Source organism: Stieleria marina (assembly GCA_007741555.1).
Lineage (GTDB): Bacteria > Planctomycetota > Planctomycetia > Pirellulales > Pirellulaceae > K23-9.
In genome coordinates, this window is the sequence record CP036526.1 from 6,972,454 (window position 1) to 6,989,780 (window position 17,327).

At 54.9% G+C, this 17,327-nt stretch carries 15 protein-coding genes; 3 read left to right on the forward strand and 12 right to left on the reverse strand.

Annotated features, from left to right (window positions below; all coding sequences use genetic code 11):
- Positions 1-174 precede the first annotated feature (174 nt).
- The 7 genes from K239x_RS24675 to K239x_RS24705 all read right to left on the reverse strand — a co-directional run bounded on the left by K239x_RS24675 (position 175) and on the right by K239x_RS24705 (position 9,832).
- Positions 175-1,062 carry a sulfotransferase family protein gene (locus K239x_RS24675; RefSeq protein ID WP_145420984.1) on the reverse strand — a complete coding sequence of 296 codons (888 nt, stop codon included), beginning with the start codon at positions 1,060-1,062 and terminating at the stop codon, positions 175-177.
- Positions 1,063-1,253: 191 nt separating this feature from the next.
- The gene (locus K239x_RS24680) at positions 1,254-1,562 is read right to left on the reverse strand and encodes a DUF1559 family PulG-like putative transporter (protein ID WP_145420985.1); all 309 of its coding nucleotides are present in this window, start codon (positions 1,560-1,562) and stop codon (positions 1,254-1,256) included.
- 21 nt (positions 1,563-1,583) lie between these two features.
- Positions 1,584-4,259: a serine/threonine-protein kinase gene (locus K239x_RS24685; RefSeq protein ID WP_145420986.1), complete on the reverse strand. Its 2,676-nt coding sequence runs from the start codon at positions 4,257-4,259 to the stop codon at positions 1,584-1,586.
- Entirely contained in the window at positions 4,256-4,834 is a 579-nt protein-coding gene (locus K239x_RS24690; protein ID WP_145420987.1) for an ECF-type sigma factor, read from the reverse strand. The genes K239x_RS24685 and K239x_RS24690 overlap by 4 nt, the downstream gene beginning before the upstream one ends.
- Before the next feature lie 173 nt (positions 4,835-5,007).
- On the reverse strand, positions 5,008-6,951 hold the full coding sequence (locus K239x_RS24695; protein WP_145420988.1) for an ICP22 family protein: 1,944 nt from the start codon (positions 6,949-6,951) through the stop codon (positions 5,008-5,010).
- Positions 6,948-8,843, reverse strand: coding sequence for an ABC transporter permease (locus K239x_RS24700; protein ID WP_145420989.1), 1,896 nt, complete (start codon positions 8,841-8,843; stop codon positions 6,948-6,950). Before K239x_RS24700 ends, K239x_RS24695 begins: the two co-directional genes overlap by 4 nt.
- Positions 8,840-9,832 (reverse strand): ABC transporter ATP-binding protein, encoded by a 993-nt coding sequence (locus K239x_RS24705; protein ID WP_145420990.1) that lies wholly within the window; start codon positions 9,830-9,832, stop codon positions 8,840-8,842. The genes K239x_RS24700 and K239x_RS24705 overlap by 4 nt, the downstream gene beginning before the upstream one ends.
- 396 nt (positions 9,833-10,228) lie before the next feature.
- Between K239x_RS24705 and K239x_RS24710 the strand changes: the two genes are divergently transcribed.
- Together K239x_RS24710 and K239x_RS24715 are read left to right on the forward strand one after the other, a co-directional pair.
- Entirely contained in the window at positions 10,229-11,752 is a 1,524-nt protein-coding gene (locus K239x_RS24710; RefSeq protein ID WP_145420991.1) for a bifunctional folylpolyglutamate synthase/dihydrofolate synthase, read from the forward strand.
- A 22-nt stretch (positions 11,753-11,774) separates the two neighbouring features.
- On the forward strand, positions 11,775-12,509 hold the full coding sequence (locus tag K239x_RS24715) for a 4'-phosphopantetheinyl transferase family protein (RefSeq protein ID WP_145420992.1): 735 nt from the start codon (positions 11,775-11,777) through the stop codon (positions 12,507-12,509).
- A gap of 13 nt (positions 12,510-12,522) precedes the next feature.
- Here K239x_RS24715 and K239x_RS24720 read toward each other — a convergent pair whose 3' ends face one another.
- Complete coding sequence (locus K239x_RS24720; protein WP_145420993.1) at positions 12,523-12,795, reverse strand: hypothetical protein; 273 nt, start codon at positions 12,793-12,795, stop codon at positions 12,523-12,525.
- Between the two features lie 203 nt (positions 12,796-12,998).
- Between K239x_RS24720 and K239x_RS24725 the strand changes: the two genes are divergently transcribed.
- On the forward strand, positions 12,999-14,495 hold the full coding sequence (locus K239x_RS24725; RefSeq protein WP_419189359.1) for a BBP7 family outer membrane beta-barrel protein: 1,497 nt from the start codon (positions 12,999-13,001) through the stop codon (positions 14,493-14,495).
- Positions 14,496-14,646: 151 nt separating this feature from the next.
- Here K239x_RS24725 and K239x_RS24730 read toward each other — a convergent pair whose 3' ends face one another.
- From K239x_RS24730 to K239x_RS24745, 4 genes are read right to left on the reverse strand one after another with little or no spacing between them, the layout of a single operon-like run.
- Positions 14,647-15,285: a sensor histidine kinase gene (locus K239x_RS24730; protein ID WP_145420995.1), complete on the reverse strand. Its 639-nt coding sequence runs from the start codon at positions 15,283-15,285 to the stop codon at positions 14,647-14,649.
- 10 nt (positions 15,286-15,295) lie between these two features.
- Complete coding sequence (locus K239x_RS24735) at positions 15,296-15,826, reverse strand: STAS domain-containing protein (protein ID WP_419189360.1); 531 nt, start codon at positions 15,824-15,826, stop codon at positions 15,296-15,298.
- A 3-nt stretch (positions 15,827-15,829) separates the two neighbouring features.
- Positions 15,830-16,519, reverse strand: coding sequence for a hypothetical protein (locus tag K239x_RS24740; RefSeq protein WP_145420996.1), 690 nt, complete (start codon positions 16,517-16,519; stop codon positions 15,830-15,832).
- A 51-nt stretch (positions 16,520-16,570) separates the two neighbouring features.
- Positions 16,571-17,323 carry a P-loop NTPase family protein gene (locus K239x_RS24745; protein ID WP_145420997.1) on the reverse strand — a complete coding sequence of 251 codons (753 nt, stop codon included), beginning with the start codon at positions 17,321-17,323 and terminating at the stop codon, positions 16,571-16,573.
- Positions 17,324-17,327 lie beyond the last annotated feature (4 nt).

A 17,327-nucleotide genomic window follows, 5' to 3' on the forward strand; every position in this document is an offset into this window, starting at 1 on the left:
TGGAGATCATTTGCGATCGATGCGGGTGAGAGAAATCTGTCGTGGGATCTGGGTAAGGCGACGAGAACGAATTCAGATATTCTGACCGCTCTGGCATTTGGTTGAGTGCGCCGCAGCTATATTTTCTAAGTCAGTCATTTTTGTTTCGTTGTCCAAAATGCGTAGGCTATTGGCTTACTGAACTGTTTGCTTGGGCTCGGGCATCGTGTGCTGCTGCTGGTCAGTAGGTGCCTGAGCGACGATGCGGTAGGCGGCGGAGTGAGGCAGGTCATGCCAGAAAGAGAGCTGCGAATACCGCTGAAACAGATCCGGTGGCAGGATGGTCTCTCGCGGTCGAGGTTGGACCGTTTTGTGAACACGGTGCAGGCCGTCGAGGCCCAGCTGAGCGTCGAATTCGGGTGCGTCGTACTGGACATTTTCAAAGTCGTGCTCAAACGGTTCTTCGCCCAGAAATTCGTACAGCAGTTGGAGCACGTCAGCGGGACGTGCCGTCAGCAAGTCGTAGTCGACCAGAACCAAGCGTTCGGCGAACTCGCTGTAGCAAGCTTCGCGAAGAGCGTGCCATGGATAGCCAACTAAGCGATTGGCACCGGCAAGTGCCTCGACTCGAGTGTAGACGGTCGACCGTTCGCCAGGGTTGTTGAACAGCCGAGTGTTCTCGAATGCGTTGTTACGAAACTGTCGCTCCAGCGAATCCATTACCCAGGCGACGTTGCGGACCGTGCAGATCAGTTTGGCGTCCGGGAACAACTTCATCAGTGCCGAAAGCTGGGCGGTCCAAGATCGACTGGTATCAAAGATCACGGGCTGATCGCGATCGGCGTAGTAGCTGTCGAATAGGCCTCGCAGAATTCGGGCCCGCTGATCCGGATCGACCATCGTCGATATTTCGCTACCGGCAGAGACCTGGGAAATCACACCTTCAAACAAACCGGCTACCGGGCTGGACATGCCCGCGCTGAACCGTGGGTTTTGCCGCAAGAGTGCCGCCGTGAGCGTGGAGCCCGATCGGGGTAAGCCCGAGATGAAATGGAATTCGCGTTCTGAATGGGGGACTGGCATCGTGTTCACTGTAGACTTCTCGAGAACGGTGGAGCAAAAACAAAGGCGAAATCGGAGTCCCGTCTCCTTTGCCAATTCGGGAAACTTTTTCGGGAAACTCCCTCGCCATTTGAAAGTGCAGTCAGACACGAGCGAGGGCCTGCACACTGCACTGGACAATTGTATCAGCGAGCAAGATTGCCCTGCGACAATCATAGTTCTGCAGCGATTTCGCCACCCTGACGTGAAATCAGACTTACCAGGATCTTTGCATTCAAGCTTTCGCTGATGAACTGCGTTGATCCGTCGGCCAACAAGAAGTACGCGCCGCCCTGATGAAACGAATCAATGGCGTCTGCATTGGAATGATTGATCGCTGGGTGTGATCCCCCACGAAATTGATTCGTGGGGTCTGCCCAGCCCGCGGATTCGACATCGCCAACTTCCGTCAGCCGTCCGCGACGCCAGCATTCGTCCTGAGTCCGAGCCGCTAAGTATCGGCGCTGAAGAACAAAATACAACGGCCTCCTTGTCGCAGTCGACTAACCAAACAGACGTTTGCGTTTTTTACCTAACGCAACAAAGCCTCCCCAGAACGCGGCGACCAAGACGACGAGGATGCAGAAGACGCTTGTTTCGAAGAAGAACACGGACGGATCAAACGTCAGCGGCAACAGTAACAAGTTGTCAAAGATTGAGAAGAGAACCAGGAACAGCAGCCCGTAGCGAAGCGTTGCGACAGCGGGAATGATCGCGATGCCTAGATAAAGCCAGGCGGAAGGCAAGTTTTCGTCGCGCGCGGCTGCCGAAAGACCGATGCCCAGAAAAACGAAAGCAACCGCCAGTATTTTGGAACGACTGTATCGCAGCACCAAAATGAAGCTTGTGAAGATGATCAGCATCCATGTGACGAAACTGGCCCCCCCTCCCACTGCCATCCCAATGACTCCGGGCCAGCCTTGAAGCGGAATCGGATCAATTCCCATGGGCTGAGTACCTGGCAGGGACTGTACACATGTTAGCAGCATCTCCACCCAGACAGCGACTGAGACGGCGATCAGTAGATCCCGCCCGACGATTGGGTCAACGAAGCGACCATCCAGCAAACGCGACCACGACACCAATAGATGTGGAACGTGTCTTCGCACAACCGGCTCCAAAGCGAGATACACCAACCAAGCGGTCAGCGCGCTTCCAATCGCACTCTTTAAACCATCGCGAACCAAAAAGTATTCACTTGGCGACAACGTGTGACTGGTCAAGCAACTCCAGCCAATGACCTGACCGGCAAAAACAAAAACGGCGATCTTCCATGCTGCGCGACGGTCGCATCGGCGCGATCGCCAGTTGCGCATTGCAAAAAATGAAATCAACAGCACGGTGATGATGTTCGAAATCGAAAGACCGACTCCAGTGCCGCGGCTGTTTTGATGCACCGGTCGCGGAATGGAATCGGCCGTTTCAAACTCATTGGGCTTCATCACTCGAAACCAAGTGGGGCGACCGCGAAAAGCAGCGGCTTCCACGTAGATGGGTTCGTTCGATTCTGGCAAGCGACCTTCCCAAGCCATTTGAGCATCGAACGCATCCGGTGGCGTATGCCTCCACGTCGCCGGTGAGAGTGACGCCAGCTCGAAGCCGATCGCTTCTTTGGTGAACCAATCACTCCAAGCGACCGTTGCCGCCGGCAAGTTTTTGTCGACTCGCTGGTTCAACGGGGTCGCCCGAAACCAAGACAGTTTGCCCCCGGAGCCTGCGTCCAGCTTCATTCCCAGCATGCCAGGACGCGTCCACGGCGGGTCCACCAAGTTGACGATGGTTCCATAGTTGGCCGGCATCGCTTCCAGTGGAATCTGAATTCCGATCAATGGTTCGGGGCTTTCGCGATACCAAAACGCGGGGGCGCTTGCCTCGCTTTGACCTATCTCATGTCCCAAGAATCCGTTGGCCGAATCGAATCCGGCAGTGTGATAACCAAATCGCGAGATTAGTTTCCGGGCGTCGCGTTGGAGAACTTCTGGACGGTCAAACCCCGCCATGTTAACCCAGCGACTCTTGCCGCAAAGCATCAGAATGACTGCTAGGCCAATCACGATGGCAAACTGCAACACCAACACGGTTGTTGGCGACAAGATGCCGCGTTCGCCATAGGTCGCAACCAAATCCGGTGACGGCACTTCGTCCGTGATCATTGTCGCGGTAAGAGGATCACCGGCGGACAACTGCGTTGCCAAACTGGCCGCCGAAAGCGGACGCCCGCTTGGATCTGAATCTAAGCACCGACGGATCGCTGCATCGACGGCGGGTGATAGATCGTCGATCACGTCAGACGGTTTGGTAGGTTGCGACGCTTTTGAATGCAGTTCCAGCAGTTCGGCCATCGAGCCGTGGGCGTGCGCGCGCTGCCCGGTAAACAATTCGTACAGAACCAATCCCAGGGAGTAGAAATCACTTTGTACGGTTGTGACTCCCGACAGTAATTGCTCGGGAGCCATGTAGGCGGGGGTTCCCGGTGAGTCGCCGACGCCAGTTCGATCGGACGAAATGACTGCGAGGCCAAAGTCCGTGATGTACGCGTTTCCGTTCCCATCGACCATTATGTTGGACGGTTTCAGATCGCGATGTAGCAGGCCTCTGGCGTGCGCGGCGGACAGAGCCGAGCAAAGTTGATGCGAGATTTCGATCGCTTTGGAATGCGACAAGCGACCAACGCGATGCAGCAGGCTTCGTAAGTCTTCACCGTCGATGTACTGCATCGTGATGAATCGCTGGCCTTCGTATTCGCCAATATCATGAACACGACAAACATTGGGATGCGAGATCTGCCGAGCCAAGCGAACTTCGTTCAGCAGGTGATCGTCACGTGCCGTCTCCACTTCGTCCTGCGCGGGCTGGAATTTCAGCGCAACGCTGGTCCCCAATTCCAAGTCGTCGGCACGATAAACTTCCCCGATGCCACCTTGGCCGATTAGCGAAACGATTCGGTATCGGTCTTTTAAAAGCGTGCCCGATGGAAAGCGAGATTCGAACTCCGCGGATGTCTGCAACGACTGAAGCAGTCCCTGTTCGTTGGCTTGGGCGTCAAACTGCAGTAGTTGCTCGACTTCATGTCGCTTGTTTGCGTCAATCGTACGCAGGATGCGACGCTGCGAAGAATCACCAGCGGCGATCACTTCGCGAAAAATCGACTCGACGCTACTGCGATTCCAATCAGTCATTGACGATCGCTCATTTGGCCTAGCAACTTGGCGCGCGCCAGCCTCCAATCGGCCTCCACGCGACTTTCGCTGCAGGACAACACTTCCGCCGTTGAGGCGATCGTTAGCCCTGCAAAGAAACGCAGCGTGATCGTTTCGTGTAGACGTGGGTGCTCTTGGCGGAGTTTTTCCAATGCAGCATCAAGATCCAGAAACGACAGTTCATGCTTGGCCTCGAAATTGGCAAGCACCACGTCCAGCGAACGGGAGGACATCCCACGCCCGCGTTTGATCGAGTTGCGAGCACGCGCGTGGTCGACCAGTACTTGTTGCATTGCGCGGATCGCTGCAAAGAACAACTGACGTTTGTTCTCGACCGAATCGATCACATCGGCCTTTAGGATCCGCACGCAAGCTTCGTTGACGAGTGCTGTTGCCTGTAGCGTGTGATCAGGCCGTTCGTTTTGCATCAGCAGCGTTGCGTGCCGAAGCAAATGTCCGGCTAGTTCGCCAAATAACGCTTCGCGGGCAGATCGCTCTCCACTCTTTGCTTCGACCAACAGTTTGGAAAGGTCGGACGCAGGCGTATTGGGCAAGTTTTGATTCCCTGTGCCCGTGGAGATGGAATGACAATCGTTCGGCTCGTTTGGCAGAAAAGAACTGCGGCGGAGTGCGAGTTTAGTTGATTAGGTCCTGAAAATGTGATTCGGGGAAAAGAAAGCTAACAATTGGTGCCCACAAGCATTTGCGGTTGAAGTGATCGTCGTTGCTATTGCTCGTCGTCGCCGTCTTGCTCTTCTGCAGGAGCGTCGTCGTCGCTCGCAGGAGCCTCTTGCTTGGCAGAATCAGCATCGTCGGGCGAAGAGGTTTTGGTGTCTGTTTCGCTGCTGCTTTCTGGCTTAGGCGAATCCTTTTCGTCGGCTACTTTGGCATCTTCGTCCCCTTTGGCCTGTTCGTCTGCTTTCGCATCAGGCTCGTCGGACGCCTCTTCCTTCTTTTCGTCCTTTGTCTTGGCCTCTTCATCCTTGGCTTCGGTCATCTTCTGCTCTTTTCCTTCTTGCTCCGCAGCCTCCTTCTCGGCTTCTTCTCGCTGCCGCTCTTCCTCTTCCAACTCGCGACGACGTGCTTCCGCTTTCTGTTCTTGCTGTTCGCGGAACTCCTCGTAAGCCTCGCTGCTGGCCGATCCGTTGGACATCATTTCAGCAAACGAATAAAGAGGAAAATCTTCGGGCAAATCGTCCGAGTCGATCAAGTTCATGTAGCGAACAATCGAGTTGTACAAATTGTCTGCGGTATCATCGATTACCAAGACAGGGTAGTCGTTGAAAATTTCGGCCCAGATCTCGAAAGCTTCTTTGTACAAAGCAATTGCCTTATCCAACTCCGCATCGACGTTAGCCTGTTCGGCATCGTAGACCAGCTTCCGGGCCTTGACTGTTCGCGTTTCTTGCTCTGCTTGAGCGAGCGTCGCCCAGTACGGATAATTGATCTGGTTGCGATAGCCACGCGTCGTGTTCCAGCGAGTGGCTAAGTCGTTCATCTCATCGATCAACGTGATGGCACGAAGACGAACGGCCGGGTCGGCTGCTTTGACAACTTCTTTCAGATCTGGAACGAGTGACTGCTCCAAATATCCCATCAGCACTTTGCCTGCTTCCGTCCGGTCTTCTGGCTTTTTCTCGTAAACATTTCGCTCATCGACCGAAAGTGCCGCGACCTTAGCAGCTTCAGCTTCTTCATAAGCTTTGCCCGTCAACTTGCGAAACTGCGCCAGTTTTTCTTTCCGCATCTCGGCCAGTTCGTCTAGCTGGCCCAGCTTGATTGTGAATCGTTCGGTGACCGCAGGAATACTCCGCTTACCAAATTCAGTCCAGTCTTCCGAAGCAAGTCGCCAAGCTTCCTGGGCATTGGAATCGAGCACACCTTCGCGTTCGATGGCTTCAGCGTGTTTGATTCGCCACTTCGGACCATCAACAAAGTAGTTGATCGGCGTTTGACGTCGAATCTGCACGCCCGAATCGTCGACCAATTGGTAACCACGACGAAGCCACAGACGCCCCACCAACCAATTATCAGGCTTGCCAAACGGACCGCGGGCCTCTGGGCTGTCGACTGCGATGCCTTCGTCCATCAGTGCTTTGTGCTGCACTTCGTCGTCGGAGAACAGACGGCGAAACTGTTCTTTTTCGTCGGACGTGCCGAGTTTTTGGCCGTAGAACCAACCGGTGTACCAAACCAAACGCGTCGCATTTTTGTTTTGACGAACACCGCGTGTCAAAAACTCGGTGCCTTCGCGGACCATTTCGTAGCGTTGGCGATAGTCATCGAATTCGACCGAGACGTTGTACGCCAAGTTGTGAGCCTGGTGCTCCCAAACTTTGTCGTAGTGCGGCTGCAGCAGAGCAATGTTATTGAGCGTCGCTTTCAAACGATCCCATTCGTGCATCACGCGATACTCGTGAGCTTTGTTCCACAGCAATGTCGCCGCGACACCACGGAGGCCCAGCGAAGCGAGCTTCATCGTCTCACTTGCGGGACTAATTTCGCCGAGATCACTCTCGGCCATGTTATAGGTGACGCGCATTTCCGTTAGCCGTCCACCCGCATCGCCACCACCACTAGATGGTTGACCAAGCAAGTACAGCGGCACCAGCATCCCCAAGAGGATAACTAGATAAACGATCTTGCGTCCAAAGACAGACGAACGATTCATGCCGCGATCTCACGCGATTTAAGGAAGAAATAGCTAATCAAAAAAGCGAGAATGCAGTATCCCAGGGTGGCGACAGTGTGCCGCCCAAGCAGTGCACCAAAAATGTCAAATCCACTGGCAGCGTATTCCGCCGTGCCGACCATTTTGGGCAAGTTAGGCAGGGCAGTCGCAATGGCATCCAGCATGTAAACAATGCCAGCGTCCAGTGTTTTGATGACTTTGCCGGCTACCGCTTCGACATCCAATTGCGTCGTCATGGCATCCTGCTGCAAGATGCGAACAAACGCTTCGATCGGACCTCCGCCGTTGGACATATTCGAATCGATCCAGTGACGCGTGTCGTAAATCTGTTCGGCAGAAAAACCAAGCAGAACACAGACCGACGTAGCCACCATCGCGACGGGGCCACTCAAAAACGTACTGAACATTACACCAAACGCGATCACCATCGTCATCTGAAGCCAAATCGACCCGTAGGCTTTGGTCAGGTTCCAAGCAAAAGTCGATTCAGCCGGACGCAGATAAACACTTGATTTGGTGACACCCAAGTACTGTTCACGATCTAAACATTTCAACTGGATCTGCACGTGTCCGTCATCACTGACCAAGTCATCAAAGAGATCCAAATCCATCGCTTCGCCGCTGGCATCCGTCCCTTTACGTGTCAGAGGGATGACTTTTTCGTCAACTTGATATTCGTCGACAACGAAGTCGATTGGGTCAAATTCGGCTTTGGTATCCGGATTGCGGACCGTCAACGTCCCCCGAATCCCCGATTCGATATCGCCTTTGTAAGAACGATAGGCTCGCACCGACAAATCGATTGGGATGCCTTCGGAGTAGCGTGATTGTGTGACGTCTTTGAACTCGAACGTTGCGACGGCAAGTGTCGCTCCTTCGATGTAACCGTGTTCGATTTTGCGAGGGCCCTTGGCGATACCCAGCACTCGCGAAACACCCGCGGTGCCGTAGCCGCGATTGATTTGTTCGGCCCCCACGTCGATGCCAGCTTCTTTGACATTGCCCGAGCGGTCCGTAAAGCTGACTTCGCCGTACGACGGGACCCTGGCACGCAAAGCTCCTTGAGGGGATCCGATGACGAATTTTCCATCCTCGGTTCGCCGCACCACGTGCTTGTGACCACGCTGAATATCGGTCAGCCCCAAGCCGTCTTCGGCATTGATCGTGAACGAGTGTTTGTGGAACTGAACGTAGTCGGTTTCACCAACAAGTTCACCGCGACCATTGTCGACCACTTCGGCGACTTCTAAATGCGTATGCCGGAGTCCACGTTTGACAAAGATGTAACTGGCCAAACCCATCGGGACCAGAATAAGCGTTCCCACGCCGACAAAACCAAGCATTCGGCCCAAAACGATTTCCGTGGGTCGCACGGGTTTGGTCACGATCGTGTAGATCGTTTTGCTTTTAATATCCATCGGCAACGAAAACGCACTGATGAACAACGCCAACGCCAAAACCAGGTAGTTGGTGGCCGTCAAGACAAAACTGATGTAGAGCCGTGCTGGATCGTCGCTTTTGGGATCCAAGTACCATCCGGCCAGCAGTAGGCCGACGACAAAAAGCCCAACAACGAACAGTACTTTGCGGCGAATGGCTTCCTTGAATGCCAAACGTGCCAGCGCCATGATACGTCGCGGCGAGGTTCCGGGCAGATCAAAACGAATCAGATCGCGGACTGTTCGCGCGACCGCATAGAAGCCTTCGACAGGTCCGTAGCGTGCTGCGGAAATGATGTAGCCAACCATCAAGCCCAGTACGATCGACAAGACAATCAGGACGACGCCCTGAAGTAAAGCGCTCTCTAGGAATGCGTCGGGTCGCAAGAGCCATTCGTTGAATGACCAGAAGTCTTCGGGTTGGAGGTTCACTGATCCGAACCCTCCGAATCACTCGCAGCGGAACTTGCCGCCGCATCCTGTGAACCCACTCGGCGAGCACCTGGACGAGCCTCACTTTCGCGAACGATGTTCAAGAACAAGTCTTCCATCGTGGCGGTTGGATTGTCGATCGATTTGAGATCGCCACCGTGACGCTTGATCACTTCGGCAATTTCGTCTTTCGCTTGGTCGCTCAAGCCACTGGCGTGAACTTCGGTGATGTCTTGGACTTTCAACAGGTCGGCAACACGCCCCAGTTCCTTCAATTCGCCTTGGTGCAGAATCGCAACACGATCGCAGACGTCCTGAACGTCGGCCAGTTGGTGACTGCACAGCAGCACGGTTTTGCCTTGGTCGCGAAGTGAAAGAATCAGGTCTTTCATCTCGCGGGTTCCAATCGGGTCCAAACCGGTGGTCGGTTCGTCCAACAGAACGAGGTCGGGATCGTTGATCAACGCTTGGGCCAGACCAACACGCCGAGTCATTCCCTTTGAATACTCACGAAGTTGACGGTGCTTGGCAGCTTCCAGACCGACCAGCTTGATCAGTTCGGAGACACGCTGCTTTCGGTGAGCACCGGACATGTCGAACAGGCGACCGTAAAAATCCAGAGTCTCTTCGGCGGAAAGAAACTTATAGAGATACGACTCCTCGGGCAGGTAACCGATTCGCTCGTTCTTTTTGGTTTCCGTGGCGTCTTTGTCGAATACCAAGACACGGCCACTGGTCGGGAACAAGAGTCCCAAAATCAATTTAATCGTCGTCGACTTGCCGCTACCGTTTGGTCCAAGAAGCCCAAAAATCTCGCCCTTGCGAACCTCGATGTCGAGCGACTTGAGGGCGTGAACTTTCTTTCGCCCCCAAAAGTCACGGTAAATCTTGCTGAGGTTCCGGGTTTCGATCACAACGCCAGAATCGGCGGAGGGTGAGGCGGTAGTCGCGGCCGCAGGGTCGGCGACCGCAGTTGAATCGTTATCCACGAGCAAACGCTTGGGTGAGGGACAATCGGGGGGATCATGTAGTCAGACGAGTTTTTGCGAAAACAAAGACCCAGTCCAAGATTTTTACGCTACGGCACTGCGGCGCGAAGTGTTCGTGTTTTTTGCTTTCCAAGCGTGAAACGTTATCGATTCTCGCTCCAGGGTGCTACTTCCCCACCGCGCAGCCGCAAAAGTGCTCACCACGCGGACGATCGAAAGCTCACCGCGGGCGACTGAAAGCTCACCCTGTGGCATCCCAAGGGAGGATGCCCCAGCAAAAGTCGAAGGTCCACGAATACCGAAAACCGCTCGCTCAGGCTAAAACGATAGCTGCGGCGACCTGGAGGAAAGGACGCAAATTCGATCATTCCCTTTTTCTGACGACCGGAAACGTTCTTGAGCCAATCCGATTCGCAATCACCATCGGATCCACCACGCACCGAAACGCGTGATTTGGACGCGCGTGATCTGAACGCCCGCTACCAGAAAGCGTTGTCGTTTCTGTACGACCGCATCAATTATGAAAAAATGGCCAGCGGGACGGCTCGATACCCGTTTCGTTTACATCGCACCGGCGAACTGCTGCGAGAACTTGGGCTGGATGGATTTCTGGCCGAATGTGTCGATCAGCCCCAAATCCCGATCGTTCACATCGCCGGCACCAAAGGCAAAGGCTCCACGGGTTCGATGGTGGCATCGATCCTGACCGCCTCAGGAATGGTGACGGGACTGTACACGTCGCCCCACTTGAATGACCTGGAAGAACGCTTTCGCATCGACGGCCAACCCTGCTCGCGAGAGCAATTGGCGGATTTGGTCGAGGAAATCGCTCCGGTCGCTCAGAAATTTGCGGACCAGGGCCACGGTGATCCGTCGTTTTTTGAATTGACAACGGCCATTGGTTTGCTGCACTTTCAAAAACAAAAATGCGATGCCATTGTCTTGGAAGTTGGCTTGGGCGGACGACTCGACAGCACCAACGTCTGCATGAGCAGCGTATCCGCGATCACTTCGATTGGCTTGGACCACCAACACGTCCTGGGCAACACCTTGGCCGAAATCGCCGCCGAAAAAGCCGGCATCATCAAACCGGGAGTACCGCTGGTCAGCGGAGTTCGCGGCGGTGAAGCGGCAGAGGTAATCGCTGCGAAGGCGACGAAGGCCAGGGCAAACTTGTTTCAACTGGGCAAGGATTTCGATTTTCAGTGCCAACCCGATTCGCAGTGGGGATCCACCCTGGATTACCGAGTGATTCCGCAAGTAGCCCCGCTAAAGGAAACGACCGACCGACCGCTGGATCCCGATACGAACATGTCGCAAGTTGAACTGGGATTGGACGGCGAACATCAAGCTCACAATGCAGCGGTCGCGATTACGATCGCGCGACAGCTGCAGCTACGAATCTTAAGAGATTCTTCCAAGACGCCCCCCCACACGATCAACGAACAAGCAATTCGCGATGGACTGCAAAATGTCCGATGCCCAGGACGAGTCGAGCGTTTTTGTTTGGCGAACGGCATCACGGCAATCGTCGATGCAGCCCACAACGACGATTCGATTGCGGCTCTGTGCCGATGCATCGAACAACGGCGGGGCGACCAGAAAGTCGCCGTTGTGTTTGGAACTAGCCGAGACAAATCAGCGGATTCGATGCTGAAACTGCTAGCCCCCGCGGCGGATCTGCTGGTACTGACGCAGTTTGAGGGCAACCCGCGATATCGCCCGACCGACGACCTTCTGCCGTTGGTCCCCCCGTCGGCGACGCGAAACACAGTCGTGCAAAGAACACCGATCGAAGCCTGCCAGGCTGGAATCGACTTTCTTGGCTCCGGCGGCACTTTGGTGATCTGTGGTTCGTTTTTCTTGGCCGCGGAAACGCGACCTTGGGTAGAATCGTTGTCCAACGAGACATCCCATTAGGAACGTGAGAACACACGGCCACGTGAGCGATCCCCAGAACACAGTAACGCTTTGGCATGCAACGACGTCGTCGGAAAAACCGGGGCGAATCGAGGCATGTTGCGAATCCTGGCTGGATCAAGACGAGATTGTGCGAGCCGATCGGTTTCGCAAATCGACGTCGCGCAACCAGCATGTGGTGGGCCGAGGAATGGCGCGGCGCCTGCTGGGCGATGAAGCGGTGACGCCAAACGAGATTCAGTTTGCGCACGCTGTTCACGGTAAACCGTACGTGGTCCGACCGGACGCGGCCAAACAACCTTTCAACGTGGCGCATACCGATGGGCTGGTGATGTGCTGCGTTGGCCAGGACCGGCACGAATTGGTAGGCGTCGATGTCGAACGATTGGGACGTCGCACGGATCCTGAATTAGCCCAACGCTATTTTTCGCAACCGGAAATCGATTTTCTGCAGTCAAAACCAGAAGGCGAAGTGCGGCGAGATTCTTTCTTGCGCATCTGGACACTCAAAGAGTCTTTCATCAAAGCGATCGGCACCGGATTGCAAACACCGCTTGCCGACTTTGCTTTTGTCGATATCGATTCGGATCAGCCGCGAATCGAGTTGCTTAATCCAAAGCTGCAGTCGGACATGTCATGGCAGTTCTTTTCCATCGAACCGCGCCAAGGATTCATCGGCGCGGTCGCGGTGGCTTGCCGACAAAACGCCGACGAAGTGCGAGTTGACCTGAGAAGTTTTGACGATTTGGTGGTTTGATTTGCAAGCCAAACTAGTTGCTCAAATCCCGCAAAAACGTCTCAAACACGGTGTTTTCGAGGATTCCACGCTCCTCGCCGAGCGTTTGCTTCGTCGGGACCGGCAAAGTTTTCCTGTTCAGAACGACTGGAATAACCAAATGCTCGCGATCAATTGTGCCGATAACTCCGCCTGAAGCGGTTGTTCTGAACGCATTGATCACAAAAACGATCAGGCCTAAGGACGATCTTGTTTCAGGAGCCACGCCGGGGGGATGGCTCGATGGGACGACCCAGTCGGTTGTCACTCGAGTCTTGGATGTGCAGTCAGCACTGCCGTTCATTCGTTGTCACGACAAAGTTTGTCGCATCAGCGCTCCCCGCAATTGTTAAAACCGGCCCAAGGTAGAAAGCGGCTGCGGCTGCGGAGACGTTTGCAATGCAACGAATGACTCAATCAAACAATTCGACCCGATTCCAACTCGTAGCGGGTCACCCAACTCGACTCCTGATGGCAGCCCTGGTGCTGTCGTTTGGTTCGCTCATGGCGAATACCCAAGCTCAGGCTCAAGTTGTCCAAGCCGACTACGATTTCCAAGCGAGTGGCTTCGTCACGCCAGCCGGTGTCAAACCGCCCGGAAGCTACAACGGCATTGCTCCCGTGGGTTACTACCCATCGGCTGATGCCGCCTCCGCTTGTGATAGCGGTGCCTGCGACAGCGGCGGCTGTGATTCATACGGCGGTGGATCAAGCGGCGACGTCTTCGGTGGCGGAAACGCTAACGCAGGCTGCGGCGGAATGCTTGGTCAACTCGGCGGCGGGGCAATGGCCTGCGGTGGCTGTGGTCGCAATGGCTGTGGTGCCTGCAAAGGCCTGTCAAATCTTCGACACATGTGTTTGTTCTGTCGCGGAGCTGGTTGCAGTGCTTGCCAGCTTTGCCAAGAAAACGGAATCTTGGGCCTAGGTGCTGGCGGACTCCTTGGAGCCCTCTCCAGCCTTCGCCCTTACAGCGAAGCTGGCCTGTGTGCACAACGCTGGTACGACCTTTCGCTAGAAGTGATGATGTTGGGTCACAACACTGGCTCGATGGGCGGACTCGGTGGCGTAACGTCACGCGGAGCCGGTGGTCCAATCGTGCTGGGCAGCGGCGACACGAGCGATGGTGGACTTGAGCCAGGCTTTCGGCTTTCGGGTGCCATCATGATGGGTGCCGGAGCCAACATCGAAGCAACTTGGGTCGGCGGTCATGAATGGGAAGACACCGCATCGGTAACCGATGCTGGATTTGGACTGTTCTCCTTCATCTCCGATTTCGGAAACACTCCCAACAACGGCTTCGACGACACAGACCGTTCGAGCGTCCAGAGCCTAACGACAACTAGCGAGTTTGATTCGGTCGAACTCAACTACCGACGACGCACAGTCTGGCCTTACTGCCGCTTCCAAGGTTCGTGGCTGGTAGGCCTTCGCTATGTCGGCTACGACGATGGCTTGGCCTACACGACTCGCGGCGACGTCAACAACGGCGGTGCAGGACGACTACGATACTTTCAATCGGACGACCAAACTCAGAACAGCATGTTCGGTGCTCAAGCTGGCGGTGACTTTTGGTGGAACATCGTCCCCGGTGTTTCGCTGGGTATCGGCGGCAAACTGGGTGTGCTGAAGAACGATATCGATGCACGAACCAATCTGCGAGCAAACTCACTGGGACTCAATGCCACTCCAGGCACTGCTCGCGGCACGTTTAGCGACAGCGACACGACGGCAATGGGCGAATTCGAGTTCAAGATGGTTTATCGACTATCGCATTCCTGGACCGTTCGCACTTCGTACTACTTGCTAGGCATCGAAGACGTCGCTTTCGGCTCAGTGGATCCGGTTGCCATCAACCAGTTCGTGCAATCCGCCGGCGGCTCAACTCCTGTTGTCATCGGCGAACGAGCGTTCCAGTTCGACTCACTGGTCAATCATGGTTTCTCGGTCGGTGCTGAATACGTTTGGTAAAGCAAACGCCTCGCATCAGAGAACCACAAAAGCCCGCCCGGCTGACCCAGGCGGGCTTTTTTTATGTTTGTCCGGCTGACCCTAGTGGGCTTTTCTTGTGTTCGCCCGGCTGAACGCTGTCTGGCTTTTGCTGATTCGCAGTCAGCGATTTCTACTCGTCAACGGGGACCAGAAAAACCACCGTGGTTGGCCCGCCAATTTGCGACTTGATTTCGACTTGACCGCCGACTAGCTTTGCTCGCCCTCTCATCGACCGGATACCGAAACGGTCCGCACTGACAGCACCAGGGTCAAAACCACTCCCATTGTCGGTAACTTTAACTCGAGTGGCGTCACCGGTGACTTTGATTTGACTGGCGTTTCCATGACGCGATCCGTTGCGAATCGCTTCGATGACAATACGATACGCGGCGCCAGCCACTAAGCTCGGGTAAAGATCACACTCAGGCGAAAGATCCCACTGAAGCTCGACGTCGCCGGACACCAACTGCGAGCACGCATACTTTGCTGCTGCCGTCCAAGTCGCCTGATCCAACTCGGGCGGATGCGTTTGCAACAACAACTGGCGGCCAACCTGAGCTGCCTGATCAAGCCAGTCAAAGGCCTGCTGCAGTTTTCTACGATCCGCATGGTCGGCCAAATCAGAGCCGAGATGGCTTTCCAATGCGGCCTTGGCGCCGACGATCAGCGGGAGCAATGCATCGTGCACCTCGTGTGCAATCTGAGCACGCTCGATTTCAATGGCCTCGATAGCCGACGAATCGCTGGCTGATGGATCGCTGGCGGTCATGAGATACGACTTAGCCGCCGAACCAGCCTTTTTTGTCGAAGCTGGCGATCGCTTTTTCTTCGCCTTCTTGGATGTCGAACAATTTGTTCAGCTTGGTGATCTTAAAGACTTCCAAAACGTTGGGCGAAACTTCGCAAAACTTCAGAGCGACTCCCTGAGCCTTGCAACTCTTATTGAGCATGACCAGCTTGGTGATCATCGCCGACGACATAAAAGAAACGCCACGGAAGTTCAGCAGGTACTTCTTGTGAATAGCTTGAGGCGTGATTTCTTGTAGTTCACGCCCAACCTGCTCAATTCGCTGGCTATCCAAAATCTTGCTGTCAGTGAATCCAACGATCAAAACTTCGCCGTTGGTTTGGGAGGTGGTAGCCGCCATGAGCGATGACTTTTTAAAAAAATAGACGATGAACGGGTTGGCAGAAAACAGAAGACGCCGGACATCTCTCAGCCCTTCGTCAACCCGAAACAGGTTATCAACACTGCGGCCGATTAGCAATTCTTGCATCGTCCCAAACCCGGATTTAATGGGCTTCGGCAAGGCTTAGGGATCCAGCAGGTCCAACTGATCCACGAGATCGTCCAAGTCCACGGGTGGCTTTCCGCTGGATTTTCCCCGCCGATCGTTCGGCGAATCCGGCGCAATGCCGTGATCCTTTGGCTCAATCGGCACGCCAGCCTGATGGCCATTCTGGTCGCCAGATACTTGCTCCGGAACGCTGGTTGCGGGACTTGCCGCAGACTGCCTGACCGAAACGGACTCTGGCGTGTCACCGGCCGATTGGCCCGAAGAAACCAACGCTGTTCCCAAGCCGCCGATCGAAACCGTTTTTATTTGCCGCGTGGCCAACAGACTTTGCAATGAAGTGCAGAGAAGCTTGGCATCGGAGAACCGTCTGAGGTCAAACGCATAGATTTTTCGACTGCCCGGACGCGACGGTGCCGCCTCCTGGTCTTCGGCATGGCGACAGCGATCTCCCCCAAATTCGATCTTCGCCAGCGTCTCCATCAGCTGCTCGGGCGATCTCCAATCCAGCACTGCCACGTCACTGCTGATCGACTCCATCGTCAGCATGTCCGTCGAAGTGGCCGCAGCCTGATCCAGCGAACCGACCAAAGTAACGTCGATGCCGGGCCGGCCGATTAGCTCGCCCACGACATCCTCTGCCAACTGCTGAGCCCCGGCTTTTGCCGGCGGCGAATGGACCATGATGACGTTTAGGCGAACAGCCATGAATTTTCGTCGACAACGCTGAGGAGAATTGATGTGAGTGAGCGACACACTCTAATCGAAGGATTGCGAACCTGCATCGACGTGTGAATCGTCCCCGCCAAGGCTCTCTTCGACTTCGGCAGCCCGATCATACATTTCAAACCAAAACTCCCGAACGTTTTGGACGCTGGAAAAATCTCGCTGCTGAATTTCAGACTTCAGGATCGACCTTTGCGATTCGGAAGCCCGGTCCAACAAGTCGTCTGTCAGCTGTTGCAAAATCCGCTGTTGAATCTTGGTGCGAAACACCGTTTCAAACGATCTAAGTTTTGCATGAGTCGTCACTAACAAAGCTTGCTGAGTGCCCTGGGCAACACGGAGAATTTTGCGGCGTGCAAACACCGAAAGCTGCTCGAATCCATCGACGATTAACAAGCGGGATTCGTTGCTGCTACCGCGACTTGCGAGGCCCTGCTGGGCATCATCAACAACACGGCGATTGTGAATATGTCGTCTTCGACGAACTTGCCAACGACTGCTCGATGGCGAATGCAATTGGACAAACTCAAGATGCGAATACGCTTCGCCGAGTCTCGGACGCAGCGATTCAAGCAAGGTCGATTTCCCCGTGCCATGCGGGCCGACGATTGCCGCGTATGGGGTTCGCACGATCGCCGCGACCAACACTTCTAGTGGGCGATCATTGGAATCAAGACCACGTGTCACATCGAATCGATACTCGATCGCGCCAGGTCGCACAAACCGAGTGCAAAAAGGGTTCGCTGCGAAAGACTGCGGCACCGGACGGGTCTTCGGAGTGCTCATCGAT